The organism is Nonomuraea sp. B10E15, assembly GCF_039871615.1.
Classification (GTDB): domain Bacteria; phylum Actinomycetota; class Actinomycetes; order Streptosporangiales; family Streptosporangiaceae; genus Nonomuraea.
In genome coordinates this window covers 113,981-127,054 of the sequence record NZ_JBDPMB010000021.1, presented here as the reverse complement: position 1 = coordinate 127,054, position 13,074 = coordinate 113,981, and the positions used below count along the sequence as shown (strand labels likewise).

General features: G+C 69.9%; 11 protein-coding genes. 9 read left to right on the top strand and 2 right to left on the bottom strand.

Translation table 11 applies throughout. The features are described from left to right. Positions 1-77: 77 nt before the first annotated feature. Both ABGB14_RS39250 and ABGB14_RS39245 read right to left on the bottom strand, forming a co-directional pair. Positions 78-1,628: a family 10 glycosylhydrolase gene (locus tag ABGB14_RS39250; protein WP_347648932.1), complete on the bottom strand. Its 1,551-nt coding sequence runs from the start codon at positions 1,626-1,628 to the stop codon at positions 78-80. Between the two features lie 302 nt (positions 1,629-1,930). Further along, the gene (locus tag ABGB14_RS39245) at positions 1,931-4,069 is read right to left on the bottom strand and encodes an elongation factor G-like protein EF-G2 (RefSeq protein ID WP_347648931.1); all 2,139 of its coding nucleotides are present in this window, start codon (positions 4,067-4,069) and stop codon (positions 1,931-1,933) included. A gap of 144 nt (positions 4,070-4,213) precedes the next feature. On the opposite strand from ABGB14_RS39245, the gene pgsA reads away from it, so the two are divergent. The 9 genes from pgsA (at position 4,214) to ABGB14_RS39200 (ending at position 12,832) form a co-directional block, all read left to right on the top strand. Continuing rightward, positions 4,214-4,837, top strand: a complete 624-nt coding sequence (gene pgsA / locus ABGB14_RS39240) for a phosphatidylinositol phosphate synthase (protein WP_347648930.1) — start codon at positions 4,214-4,216, stop codon at positions 4,835-4,837. After that, positions 4,834-5,742, top strand: coding sequence for a phosphatidylinositol mannoside acyltransferase (locus ABGB14_RS39235; protein ID WP_347648929.1), 909 nt, complete (start codon positions 4,834-4,836; stop codon positions 5,740-5,742). The genes pgsA and ABGB14_RS39235 overlap by 4 nt, the downstream gene beginning before the upstream one ends. Next, positions 5,739-6,869: a glycosyltransferase family 4 protein gene (locus tag ABGB14_RS39230; RefSeq protein ID WP_347648928.1), complete on the top strand. Its 1,131-nt coding sequence runs from the start codon at positions 5,739-5,741 to the stop codon at positions 6,867-6,869. Before ABGB14_RS39235 ends, ABGB14_RS39230 begins: the two co-directional genes overlap by 4 nt. Next, entirely contained in the window at positions 6,866-7,408 is a 543-nt protein-coding gene (locus tag ABGB14_RS39225) for a hypothetical protein (RefSeq protein ID WP_347648927.1), read from the top strand. Before ABGB14_RS39230 ends, ABGB14_RS39225 begins: the two co-directional genes overlap by 4 nt. 62 nt (positions 7,409-7,470) lie before the next feature. After that, positions 7,471-8,487 carry a DUF3048 domain-containing protein gene (locus ABGB14_RS39220; protein WP_347648926.1) on the top strand — a complete coding sequence of 339 codons (1,017 nt, stop codon included), beginning with the start codon at positions 7,471-7,473 and terminating at the stop codon, positions 8,485-8,487. Positions 8,488-8,608: 121 nt separating this feature from the next. After that, the gene (gene pdxS, locus ABGB14_RS39215; protein WP_132336510.1) at positions 8,609-9,517 is read left to right on the top strand and encodes a pyridoxal 5'-phosphate synthase lyase subunit PdxS; all 909 of its coding nucleotides are present in this window, start codon (positions 8,609-8,611) and stop codon (positions 9,515-9,517) included. A gap of 142 nt (positions 9,518-9,659) precedes the next feature. Next, positions 9,660-11,351 carry an alkaline phosphatase D family protein gene (locus tag ABGB14_RS39210; RefSeq protein ID WP_347648925.1) on the top strand — a complete coding sequence of 564 codons (1,692 nt, stop codon included), beginning with the start codon at positions 9,660-9,662 and terminating at the stop codon, positions 11,349-11,351. 149 nt (positions 11,352-11,500) lie between these two features. After that, the gene (gene pdxT, locus ABGB14_RS39205) at positions 11,501-12,079 is read left to right on the top strand and encodes a pyridoxal 5'-phosphate synthase glutaminase subunit PdxT (RefSeq protein WP_347648924.1); all 579 of its coding nucleotides are present in this window, start codon (positions 11,501-11,503) and stop codon (positions 12,077-12,079) included. A gap of 3 nt (positions 12,080-12,082) precedes the next feature. Further along, positions 12,083-12,832 carry a YebC/PmpR family DNA-binding transcriptional regulator gene (locus tag ABGB14_RS39200; protein ID WP_132503667.1) on the top strand — a complete coding sequence of 250 codons (750 nt, stop codon included), beginning with the start codon at positions 12,083-12,085 and terminating at the stop codon, positions 12,830-12,832. Positions 12,833-13,074: the final 242 nt, after the last annotated feature.

The window sequence follows — 13,074 nt, the reverse complement described above, 5'->3', positions numbered from 1 at the left end:
GTGCTCCCACGTCATGCGGGAGGACCCGCCGCGATGCCCTGCGGCGGGTCCTCCTGCGACGCGTACGGGAGCGGGCGTCAGCCGGCCTTCACCTTGACGGCCTCGCTCTCGTGGTAGAGCCGGTCGAGCGAGGTGACCAGGTAGGTGCCCTCCTTCGCCGCGTACGACGGTTGCGAGACGACGGCGACGAGGTCGCGGGCGTCGGTGGTGCGGCAGTCCTTGCCCGACTTCGGCACCCGGTAGACGGCGTACGCGCGGGCGCTCTCGGAAGGAGTCCACGTCAGCGTGCCGTCGGAGGACTGGGCGCCGGCGGGCGGCGCGGGAGCCTCGCCGCCGCGCTCCTTCATCAGGGGCGGCAGCGCCGGGCGGGCGTAGCGGGACCTGGCCAGGCGGTCGACCGAGCCCAGCGGGTCGCTCAGCACCTGCTTGGCGCTGAAGTAGACCGAGCCGTCGACCTGCTTGAGCTTGCGGTTGACGCCGACCTGCGCGGCCAGCTCGCCCGGCTTCCTCCAGGCCTTGTCGTCGTTGGCGCCGACGCGGTAGAGGCCGTGACCGATGTAGAGCTGCACGTCGGTGCCCTTGACCTCGCGGGCCCACCAGCGCGCGAGCGTGTTGTAGTCGGCCAGCCGGTGCCCGCGGGGCCAGTAGAGCTGCGGAAGCACGTAGTCGACCGTGCCGGACTTGATCCAGGCGCGCGCGTCGGCGTAGATCGAGTCGTACGCCGACATGCCCGACGTCTTGGAGCCGCTCGGGTCGTTGGAGGTGTTGCGCCAGATGCCGAACGGGCTGATGCCGAACTTCACGTGGTTCTTCGCGTCGTGGACGGCCTTGTCGACCTCGGCGACCAGGGTGTTGACGTTGTCGCGCCGCCAGTCGGCGAGCTTCTTGCCCTTGCCGTGCTTCTTGAAGGCCGCGCTGTCGTCGAACGTCGCGCCCGCCACGGGATAGGGGTAGAAGTAGTCGTCGAAGTGCACGCCGTCCAGGTCGTAGCGGCTGACCACGTCGGTGATGACCTTGGTCACGTGGTGGCGCACGGCGGGCAGGCCGGGGTTGTAGTAGAGGCGGCCGCCGTATTTCACGGTCCAGCCCGGGTGCTTGCGCGCGGGGTGACCGGCGGGCAGCTTGGCGGTGCTGTCGCCGTAGGAGGCGCGGTAGGGGTTGAACCAGGCGTGGAACTCCATGCCGCGTTTGTGCGCCTCGTCGATGAGGAACGGCAGCGGGTCCCAGCCGGGGTCCTTGCCCGCCGTGCCCGTGAGATATTGCGACCACGGCTCGAGCGACGACTTGTAGAGCGCGTCGGAGGCGGGCCTGACCTGGACGAAGACGGCGTTGAGGTGGCGCTGGGCGGCGCTGTCCAGAATCTTCACGTATTCGGCCCGCTGTTTGGCGGGGCTCAGCCCGGCCTTGGACGGCCAGTCGATGTTCTGGGTCGTGGCGATCCACACCCCGCGCAGCTCGCGCTTGGGAAAGCGGGCGTCGGCCTTGCATGCCGCGGCGGGGGCGGCCATGGCCGTCTTCTTCTGGCTCGCTGCGGGGCTCTCTCCGGCTCCGGGGCCGAACACGTAGGCGGCGGCCGTGGTGGCGACGGCGAGCGTGGCAGCGGCTAGGAGTGGGCGTCCAGTTCGCATAGTGCCACCCAGTGTGGCAGTTGCCCTGACATGCTCGGGACCAAAAAAAGAAATGTACTCGTGATGCTTCTGTGATTAAAGGGTAGGGCCGGCCGGAAGGGACAAAGCCCATCACGCCACCGCGCCCGCGACCCGGAGGTGCGCCGGACCTTCTCGTACGCCCGCAGCATCGTCCTGTCGTACGCCGACTCCCTCGGTCCCCGGGTCGCGGGCGCGGTGGCGTCCGTCACCGCGGCGGGGGAGCTGAGGCGGTTCGCGGCGACGGGGGCCGGGGACGCCAGCCCGGCCGCCCCGCCTGTTCCTCAGCCGGTTGCCGCCACCTTGCTCGCGAGGTTGGACGGCAGCGGCTCGTAGCGCAGGAACGTGCGCTGGAAGCTGCCGGTACCGTGTGACATGGATCTCAGGTCGATGGCGTACCGCGTTATCTCCAGCTCCGGCACCTCCGCCTTCACCAGAGTGCGGCCCGTGCCCACGGGCTCGGTGCCGAGCACCCGCCCGCGCCGCGACGACAGGTCGGACATCACCGAGCCCACATAGTCGTCGGCCACCAGCACGGAGATCTCGTCCACCGGCTCCAGCAGCAGGGTCGGCACCTTGGACGCGGCCTCCTTCAGCGCGAGCTGGCCCGCGATCTGGAAGGCCATGTCGGAGGAGTCGACGGAGTGGGCCTTGCCGTCGTACAGGGTGACACGGACGTCCACCATCGGGTAGCCGGCGACGACGCCCCGCTCCATCTGGGCCCGCACGCCCTTCTCGACCGACGGGATGAACTGGCGCGGCACCACGCCGCCCACGATCTTGTCGACGAACTCGAAGCCGCCTCCCGACGGCAGCGGCTCGACCTCCAGGTGGCAGATGGCGTACTGGCCGTGGCCGCCGGTCTGCTTGACGTTGCGGCCCATCGCCTGGCACCTGCCGCCGAACGTCTCGCGCAGCGGCACCCGCAGGTCCACCCGCTCGACCTCGACGCCGTGCCGTTTGGACAGGCGGTCGAGCAGCACGTCGGTGTGCGCCTCGCCCATGCACCACAGGACGAGCTGCCTGGTCTCGGCGTTGTTCTCCAGGCGCAGCGTCGGGTCCTCGGCCACCAGCCTGCCGAGGGCCTGTGACAGCTTGTCCTCGTCGGCCTTCGACTTGGCCCTGATGGCCACGGGGAGCAGCGGGTCGGGCATCTGCCAGGCCGTCATCAGCAGCGGCCGCTCGACGTCCGAGAGCGTGTCGCCGGTCTCGGCGCGCGACAGCTTGGCCACGGCCACGATGTCGCCGGCGAGGCCCTTGGCCGCGCCGCGCTGCTGCTTGCCCAGCGGGCAGGTCAGGGTGCCGATGCGCTCGTCGACGTCGTGGTCCTCGTGGCCGCGCTCGGCCAGGCCGTGCCCGGACACGTGCACGGTCATGTCGGGGCGCAGCGTGCCGGAGAAGACGCGTACGAGGCTGATGCGGCCCACGTACGGGTCGCTGGTGGTCTTGACGACCTCGGCCACGAGCGGGCCGTCCGGGTCGCAGGTGATGTCCTTGACCGGTTTGCCGGACAGATCGGTGATCTCCGGCATGGGATGTTCGAGGGGGGACGGGAAGCCCTGCGTGATGAGCTCGAGCACCTCCGTCGCACCGACGCCGAGCCCGCTGCAGAGCACCGGGTAGAAACTGCCGCGCGCGACCGCCTTCTCCAGGTCGTCGATGAGGACCTTGGTCTCGATGGGCTCACCCTCGAGGTAGCGCTCCATGAGCGACTCGTCCTCGCTCTCCTGGATGATCCCCTCGATCAGGACGCCGCGGTGGTCCTCGATCTGGGACGCGTACTCGGCTCCAGGGTCCTTCTCCGTGCGCGTGCCGGTGGCGTAGTTGAAGAACTTCTGCGACAGGAGCCCGATGAGGCCGTTGACGTGGCCGTTGGTGATCACCGGGAGATAGAGAGGCGCGACGCCGTCGCCGAACACGTCCTGGCAGGTGGTGAGCACCTCGTCGAAATCGGCCCGCTGGTGGTCGATCTTCGTGATCACGACCGCGCGCGGCATGCCGACCTGGGAGCACTCCTCCCAGAGGATGCGGGTGAGGCCGTCGATCCCCTCGGAGGCCGACACCACGAAGAGCGCGGCGTCGGCCGCGCGCAGCCCCGCGCGCAGATCCCCCACGAAATCGGCGTAACCGGGCGTGTCGAGAAGGTTGATCTTGATTCCGTTGAACATGAGCGGTGCCGACGCGAGGTTGACGGAGCGCTGCTGCCGGACCTCGACCTCGTCGAAGTCGCTGACCGTGTTGCCGTCCTCCACGCGGCCCGGGCGCTGGATGGTGCCCGTGGCGGCCAGCAGCTGCTCGACGAGGGTCGTCTTGCCCGCTCCCGAGTGGCCGACCAGCACGACATTGCGTATCGCGTCCGCCCGGTCGGCCGCGGGTGCCCTGCCCGCGGCTCCCACGGCGCCGCCTGAGTGTCTTTCCGCCACATCGCCTCCCGCGTCGTCGGATGTTTCCCAACGCCGCGCCCGCGCGGAAGGTGACAGAAACCGCATGGACGCGGTGTGTTCACCAAATACCCCTGTGGCGGATATCACAAGAGGGGCAGGGCAAAGAAAGTTGTCAGGTCCGTGATGGCCTACGATCGGACGGCGATGCTCAAACTCCTGCGCCCGGCCATGACCCGGATACTCACCCCGCTGGGCAGGGCTCTCGCCGGCCGCGGGATCGGCCCCGACGCCGTCACGGCGATCGGCACCCTCGGCACCGTCGTGTCCGCCCTGCTCTTCTTCCCGCTGGGGCTGCTGACCGTGGGCGCCCTCGTCATCACCGTCTTCGTGCTGTTCGACCTCCTCGACGGCGTGGTGGCCAGGCTCGGCGGCAAGGGCGGCAGCGCCTGGGGGGCGTTCCTCGACTCGACGCTCGACCGGGTCGCCGACGCCGCCATCTTCGCCGGCCTGATCTTGTATTTCGTCGCCGGAGGCGACACGCTGATGGCCGCGGTGACGTTGGTGTGCCTGGTCGCGGGCGCCGTGGTCTCCTACGCCAAGGCGAGGGCGGAGGGGCTCGGGCTCACGGCTGACGTGGGGCTGGCCGAGCGTCCTGAGCGGCTGGTCGTGGCGCTGGTCGCGGCCTTCTTCTCGGGCCTCGGCGTACCGTACGTCCTGCCGGCGGGCATGTGGCTGCTCGCGGTGACCAGCCTGATCACCGTGGGGCAGCGTGTGGTGGCGGTCTACCATCAGACGAGGGAGACATGAGCGAGAAGGCGTCCGTCAGCGATCGCATCGTGGCCGCGGGCTTCGCGGCCGGCTGGAAGCTCGTCCCACTGTTGCCCCAGGGCCCGACGGCGGCGGTCTTCCGCTTCATGGCCGACCGCGTCTGGCGCAGGGGAGGCAGGTCCGTCCGCCGGCTGGAGTCCAACCTGGCCAGGGTGACCGGCCTCGAGGCGGGCAGCCTCGAGCTGAGCGAGCTCACCAGGGCCGGCATGCGCTCCTACTTCCGCTACTTCCACGAGATCTTCCGGCTGCCGTCGATGCGCACCGAGGAGATCGTGCGCCGCACCCACGTCATCGGCGCCGAGCACGTGCACGACACCGTGGCGGCCGGGCGGGGCGTGGTGCTGGCCCTGCCCCACATGGGCAACTGGGACCAGGCGGGCGCGTGGCTGGTGGGCGTGGGGCATCCGTTCACCACCGTGGCCGAGCGGCTGAGGCCGGAGTCGCTGTTCCGCCGCTACGTCGCCTTCCGCGAAGGGCTCGGCATGGAGGTGCTGCCGCTCACCGGAGGCGACGGGCACAACTTCGGCACCCTGGCCACGCGGGTGCGCAGGGGCGGGGTCGTGTGCCTGCCCGCCGAGCGCGACCTGACCAGGAGCGGCGTCGAGGTGCGCTTCTTCGGCGCGACCACCAAGGTGCCCGCGGGACCGCCGCTGCTGGCCGTGCAGACCGGGGCCGCGCTGCTGCCCGCGACCGTCTACTTCGTGGGCGACGACTGGGGCATCCACATCCACGAGGAGGTCCCGGTCCCTGAGGAGGGCACCCGGCAGGAGAAGGTCGCCGCGGTGGCGCAGCGCATGGCCGAGGTGTTCGAGAAAGGGATCACCGAGCACCCGGAGGACTGGCACATGCTGCAGCGGCTCTGGCTGGAGGACCTGCGGTCATGAAGGTCGGCATCGTCTGCCCCTACTCGTGGGACATGCCGGGCGGGGTCAAGCAGCACATCGACGACCTGGCCCAGGCGCTCATGGCGCAGGACCACGAGGTGTCGGTGATCGCGCCGGCGGCCGACGACGACGAGCTGCCCCCCTACGTGACGGGCGCGGGCCGGGCCGTCCCCGTGCCGTACAACGGGTCGGTGGCGAGGATGTCGTTCGGTTTCCTGTCGGCCGCGCGGGTGCGGCGATGGGTGCGCACGGGCGAGTTCGACGTGCTGCACATCCACGAGCCGCTGATCCCGAGCCTGGGCATCCTGGCCTGCTGGGCCGCCAAGGGCCCGATCGTGGCGACGTTCCACGCCTCGTGGGTGCGCTCGCGGGCGATCGCGGTGGCCGAGCCGGTGCTGCAGAGCGCGCTGGAGAAGCTCAGCGGGCGCATCGCGGTCTCCGACGCGGCCCGTAAGAGCCTGGTGGAGCAGTTCGGCGGCGACACCGTGCTGATCCCCAACGGCGTGACCGTCTCCCGCTACACCGAGGCCGAGCCGCTCGACGGCTGGGGGCCCGACGGTGCCACGCTCGGCTTCCTCGGCCGGATGGACGAAGAGCGCAAGGGGCTGCCCATCCTGCTCGACGCGTTCTCGAAGCTCGCGGCCGAGCGGGCGGAGGTGAAGCTGCTCATCGCCGGCCCAGGCGACGAGAAGGACGTCTACGAGCGGGTGCCCAAACGCTTCCACGACCGGGTGACCGTGCTCGGCATGGTGAGCGAGGCCGACAAGATCCGCGCCTACCACTCGGTCGACGTGTTCTGCGCGCCCAACACGCGCGGCGAGAGCTTCGGCATCGTGCTGGCCGAGGCCATGGCGTCCGGGGCCACGGTGCTGGCCAGCGACATCCCCGCCTTCCGCAGGGTGCTCGGCGACGGGCAGGCGGGCGCGCTGTTCTCCAACGGCGACCCGGGCGCGCTGGCACGCGAGGCGGGCGCGCTGCTCGACGCTCCGGAACGCCGGGCCAAGCTGGCCGCCGAGGCGCTGGTCGCGGTCAGGAAATACGACTGGTCCACGGTCGCGCGCGACGTCGTGCGCGTCTACGAGACGGTCACCACGAGCGGCGCGGGGCGTGTGGAGGAAGACCTGTGACATCCACCATGATCGTGTTGATCGTGGGCATCGTCGTGGTGCTCGTGGCCGTCTACATCTCCTGGCGCGCGGGCCGGCTCGACCGCCTGCACATCCGGCTGGAGCTGGCTCAGGAGTCGCTGGACGCCGCGCTGATGCGGCGCAGGGCCGTGGTGCTGGAGCTGGCCGGGTCACGCCTGCTCGATCCCGCCACGTCCCTGGTGCTGGCCGCCGCCGCCCACGAGGCGAGGACGGCGGGCCCCGACGAGCGCGAGCACGCCGAGAGCGACCTGTCGCGGGCGCTGCGGGCGGTCGTCGACCAGGAGCGGTTCAGGGAGAAGCTGTCGGAGGCGCCCGGGGGGCGTGACCTGCTCGAAGAGCTCGACGCCGCCGTGGCCAAGGTGGTCTACTCCCGCCGCTTCTACAACAACGCGGTCGCGGTCACGCGTACGGCGCAGCGCCGCTGGCTCGCCAGGACCCTCCGCCTGGCCGGCCACACCGAGTACCCCCGATTCTTCGAGATCGATGACAATCCACCAGCGGCTATGGCAACTGAATGACCTAATTTGGTGAAGCCAGTAAGCTTCATCCCGTTTCACGGCTGAAGCGAGGAGTGTTACTGGTGCGGCTATCCCGGACGATCACGATCTGGCTGGCCGGAGCGGCCGTGCTCCTGCCCGTCTCGGCCTGTTCCTCCGAGGAGCCGGCGCCGGGCAAGGTGCCGCAGGCGGCCGCCTCCGTCGCGCCGAGCGAGGAGCCCGTCGAGGTCAAGACCCACCCCTTCACCGGCAGGCCGTACGACAGCCTCAAGCCCGTGCTCGCCGTGAAGATCGAGAACACCGCGGCGGGCAAGCCGCAGCAGGGCCTGAAGAGCGCCGACATCGTCTACGTCGAGCAGGTCGAGGCCGGTCTGACCCGGCTCATGGCGATCTTCTCGTCCAAGCTGCCGTCCAAGGTGGGGCCGGTGCGCAGCGCCCGCATCTCCGACCTGCACATCGCGCCGCAGTTCGGCAAGCCCGCCTTCTCCTACTCGGGGGCGCAGAGCAAGATGTTGCCGTTCATCGCCGAGGCGTCCCTGTTCGACGTCGGCGACACGCGCAACCCCAACGCGTACTTCCGCCAGCCGGGCCGCTTCGCCCCCTACAACCTGTTCGCCAACACCAAGCGGCTGCTGGCCGCGGCGCCGAAGGCGAGCAAGGCCAAGGACATCGGCTTCACCTTCGGCGACGCTCCGGCCGAGGGCGGCGTGGAGCGCAAGTCGTACACGGTCAAGTGGCCCGCGGCCCGCTTCACCTTCGCCTGGTCCGAGGCGAGGAAGAAGTGGATGATCTGGCAGGACGGCAAGAAGGACGTGGCCGCGGAGGGCGGGCAGCTCGGCGCGCCGACGGTCGTCATCCAGTACACCAAGACCGAGCGCTCGCAGTTCCACGACAAGAACGACAGCTACACGCCGCTCGTGCACACCACGGGCAAGGGCAAGGCGATCGTGCTGCGTGACGGCAAGGCGTTCAAGGCGAACTGGGAGCGGGAATCGGAGAAGGACGGCACGACGTTCACCACGGAGAGCGGCGAGCCGATGAACTTCGCACCCGGCCAGGTCTGGGTCGCCCTCGCCAGCCGCAAGCCCGTCATCCCCTAGTCCTTCTGTATAAGTAAGGCGATAAACCCTGACATATTGGCATGTCGGGGGAGGGGTCCGTCAGGACCTACGATGGGCTTGAGAACATACCGATTCGTCGTGAGAGCCCGTGAGGAAGACCGTGTCCAGCAGCACGCCAGAAAGCAGCCCCGTCACCGGAACGGCCCGCGTCAAGCGCGGCATGGCCGAGATGCTCAAGGGCGGTGTCATCATGGACGTCGTCACGCCCGAGCAGGCCAAGATCGCTGAGGACGCCGGGGCGGTCGCCGTCATGGCCCTCGAGCGCGTCCCCGCCGACATCCGCGCCCAGGGCGGCGTGTCGAGGATGAGCGACCCCGACATGATCGACGGCATCATCGAGGCCGTGTCGATCCCCGTCATGGCCAAGGCCCGCATCGGCCACTTCGTCGAGGCGAAGGTGCTGCAGGCGCTCGGCGTCGACTACGTCGACGAGTCGGAGGTGCTCACCCCGGCCGACTACGCCAACCACATCGACAAGTGGCAGTTCACCGTGCCGTTCGTGTGCGGGGCGACCAACCTGGGAGAGGCCCTGCGCCGCATCACCGAGGGCGCGGCGATGATCCGCTCCAAGGGCGAGGCGGGCACCGGTGACGTCTCCAACGCCGTCACCCACATGCGGACGATCCGCGCCGAGATCAAGCGGCTCACGTCGCTGCCCGAGGACGAGCTGTACGTCGCCGCCAAGGAGCTGCAGGCGCCGTACGAGCTGGTCGCGGAGGTCGCGAAGCTCGGCAAGCTGCCGGTCGTGCTGTTCACCGCTGGCGGCATCGCCACCCCGGCCGACGCCGCCATGATGATGCAGCTGGGCGCCGAGGGCGTCTTCGTGGGCTCCGGCATCTTCAAGTCGGGCGATCCGGCCAAGCGCGCGGCGGCCATCGTCAAGGCCACCACCTTCTACGACGACCCCGACGTCATCGCCAAGGTCTCGCGCGGCCTGGGGGAGGCCATGGTCGGCATCAACGTCGACGACATCCCGCAGCCGCACCGGCTGGCCGAGCGCGGCTGGTAGTCACACTCCGTACGACGAAAATCGTCAGAAAGGCGGCATCCGTGAAGGATGTCGCCTTTTTCTGTCCTGCTGTTCACCCTCTGGTCATGATCCTGAGTCAAGCTACGGACGTCCCTCACCCTTGATCGTCCGGGAGCCTCACGTGTCCAAGCTGAACCGCCGGCACTTCCTCGTCACCGGTTTAGCGGCGGGCGCCGCCGCCGCGATCCCCGCGACCGGCGCGCACGCCGACCCAGACCCCGCCGCGGACCCCAGTAAGGAAACCGCCCGGAGCCTCGCCTCGCGCGGGCTGCGCACCGACCCCTTCACCCTCGGCGTCGCGTCGGGCGACCCCGACCACGAGGGCTTCGTCATCTGGACCAGGCTCGCCCAGCAGCCGATGGCCGAGGACGGGCTCGCAGGCATGCCGCAGCGGCCGTTCCCCGTGCTGTGGCAGGTGTACTCCGACGAGCGCGCCCGCCGCGTCGTGCGCAGCGGCGTGACCGTGGCCGCGCCGGAATGGGGGCACAGCGTCCACGTGGAGCTTGCGAACCTGGGCTCCGACCGCGACTACTGGTACCGCTTCCGCGTCGGCCCGTACGTCTCGCCGCTCGGCCGCGCCCGCACCGCCCCGCACCCCCTGTCGTACGGCGGCGCCCTGGCCATGGCGTTCGTCTCCTGCTCACAGTACGAGCACGGCTTCTTCACGGCGTACCGCCGGCTGGCCGAGGAGCGCCCCGACGTGATCCTGCACCTGGGCGACTACCAGTACGAGTACACCAAGGACACCTACACCATCCCCGGCGGCAACGTCCGCGACCACGAGGGCCCCGAGACCGAGACCCTCGCCAACTACCGCCAGCGCCACGCCCAGTACAAGACCGACCCCGACCTGCAGGCCGCGCACGCCGCCGCGCCGTGGCTGGTGGTGTGGGACGACCACGAGGTGGACAACAACTGGGCCGACGAGGTGCCCGAGAAGCCCGAGAACCCCCAGCCGAACTTCCTGAGCAGGCGCGAGGCCGCCTTCCGCGCCTACTACGAGAACATGCCGTTGCGCCGCACCTCCATCCCGCGCGGCATCGACATGCAGCTCTACCGCCGCGTCCGGTGGGGCAGGATGGCCACCTTCCACATGCTCGACACCCGCCAGTACCGCGACGACCAGGGTTGCGGCGACGGCTACCGCGACTGCCCCGCCTCGATCGACCCGGCCCGCTCCATCACGGGCGCCGAGCAGGAGGCGTGGCTGCTGGACGGCTTCCGGCACTCGCGGGCGCAGTGGGACATCCTCGGCCAGCAGGTGTTCTTCGCCCAGCGCGACAACAACGACGGCCCGGCCAAGATCACCAGCCAGGACGCGTGGGACGGCTACGTCGCCTCCCGCAAGCGCATCACGCAGGGCTGGCTCGACGCGAAGGTGCGCAACCCGGTCGTGCTGACCGGCGACGTGCACGCCCACTGGGCCAGCGACCTCAAGCTTGACTACGACGACCCGACGGGCCCGTCCGTCGGGTCGGAACTGGTGGCCACCTCGATCTCGACCGGCGGGAACGGGGCCGACTCCGACCCGGCGACGCACCCGTTCCTCAAGATCAACCCGCATCTGAAGTTCTACAACAACCAGCGCGGCTACGTGCTGACGAAGGTCGAGCGCGATCAGATGACGGCCGACTTCAAGGTGGTGCCGCAGGTGCAGACACCCGGAGGCGAGGTGTACACGCGGGCCACGTTCGTGATCGAGGACCGGACGCCCGGGGTGCAGCAGACGTACCTGCGCCCGGTCGACCCGGCCCTGCGCAGCCAGCCCATGACCGTGGAGGAGACGGTCCGCCTGGAGACCGAGCGTCCGTGAACTCTCGCGCGCCGGCCGGGACACCCCGCCGTGTCCCGGCCGGCGCGCTCCGCGGCTCCCCGGCCCCGAGGCGCGGACCCTGCCAGGAAGATCCCGGCCGGTCGTGGTGTTGAATTGTCTGAACCCGCACCCGGACGGAAGGATCTGCCGTGCCCACGATCGGTGTACTCGCCCTGCAGGGCGACGTGCGCGAGCATGTGCGCATGCTCCAGGAGGCGGGAGCGCGGGCCACGGCCGTGCGCAGGCCCGCCGAGTTGGAGGCGGTCGACGGCCTGGTCATTCCCGGCGGTGAGTCGACGACGATGTGGAAGCTGGCCGAGGCCTTCGACATGTTCGAGCCCCTGCGCATGCGGATCAAGGAGGGCATGCCCGCCTACGGTTCCTGCGCCGGCATGATCATGCTGGCCGACCGGATCGAGGACGGCGTTTCCGGCCAGCAGACCGTCGGCGGCATCGACATGGTCGTCAGGCGCAACGCGTTCGGCCGCCAGGTCGACTCGTTCGAGGAGGACATCGACTTCGCCGGGCAGCGGGTGCACGCGGTCTTCATCCGCGCGCCGTGGGTCGAATCCGTCGGCGCGGGCGTCGACGTGCTGGGCAAGTGCGAGCCTGGGGATAGGATCGTCGCGGTCCGACAAGGGCCGCTGCTCGCGACGTCGTTCCATCCCGAGCTGACCGGAGACGCTCGCGTGCACCGTTACTTCGTAGACATGCTGAGGGAGCTCTAGCCAATGTCCGGCCACTCCAAATGGGCGACGACGAAGCACAAGAAGGCCGCGCTCGACGCCAAACGCGGCAAGCTGTTCGCGAAGCTCATCAAGAACATCGAGGTGGCGGCCCGGACAGGTGGCCCTGACCCTGATGCCAACCCCACCCTCTTCGACGCCATCTTCAAGGCGAAGAAGAACTCCGTGCCCAACGACAACATCGAGCGGGCCCGCAAGCGCGGCGGCGGCCTCGAGGCCGGTGGCGCCGACTGGCAGACCATCACCTACGAAGGCTACGCGCCGGGCGGCGTCGCGGTGCTCATCGAGTGCCTCACCGACAACCGCAACCGCGCCGCCTCCGAGGTGCGCGTGGCGCTGACCCGCAACGGCGGCTCGCTGGCCGACCCCGGGTCCGTCTCCTACATGTTCAACCGCAAAGGCGTCGTCATCGTGCCGAAGAACGGCCTCGACGAGGACACCGTGCTGATGGCCGTGCTCGACGCGGGCGCCGAGGAGGTCAACGACCTCGGTGACTCGTTCGAGGTCGTGTCCGAGGCCGGTGACCTGGTGCCGGTGCGCAAGGCCCTCCAGGACGCCGGCATCGACTACGACTCGGCGGAGTCGAGCTTCCTGCCGACGATGAGCGTGCCGCTCGACGAGGAGGGGGCCAAGAAGGTCTTCCGCCTCATCGACGCGCTGGAGGACAGCGACGACGTCCAGAACGTCTACGCCAACTTCGACGTCTCCGACGACGTGCTGGCGGCGCTGGACTAGCGTTCCTGCCCGGCGAAGGCCGGGTGCGTCCGGGCACCTCGGGTGTGGCGGGCCTGAGCGCTCCACAGAGACGCTCGCGAGCCTATGCCTTCAGGGGAATGCCGAGCAGGCGCCGAGCGGCCGTCGCGACCGTCACAGGGGCGATCCCGGGCGTGATCGGATGCCGCGACCGTCGTCGCCGTGGCGCCGGCGGCCGGCCGTGGCCACGGCCGCCGCGCAGCTGCCCTGTCCCGGCAGGCTCG

Excerpts from the sequence above, each read along its gene's own strand:
- ABGB14_RS39235 (WP_347648929.1), top strand. The coding sequence starts at position 4,834 with ATGAGCGAGAAGGCGTCCGTCAGCGATCGCATCGTGGCCGCGGGCTTC.
- ABGB14_RS39230 (WP_347648928.1), top strand. The coding sequence starts at position 5,739 with ATGAAGGTCGGCATCGTCTGCCCCTACTCGTGGGACATGCCGGGCGGG.
- ABGB14_RS39200 (WP_132503667.1), top strand. The coding sequence starts at position 12,083 with ATGTCCGGCCACTCCAAATGGGCGACGACGAAGCACAAGAAGGCCGCG.
- pgsA (WP_347648930.1), top strand. The coding sequence starts at position 4,214 with ATGGCCTACGATCGGACGGCGATGCTCAAACTCCTGCGCCCGGCCATG.
- ABGB14_RS39250 (WP_347648932.1), bottom strand. The coding sequence starts at position 1,628 with ATGCGAACTGGACGCCCACTCCTAGCCGCTGCCACGCTCGCCGTCGCC.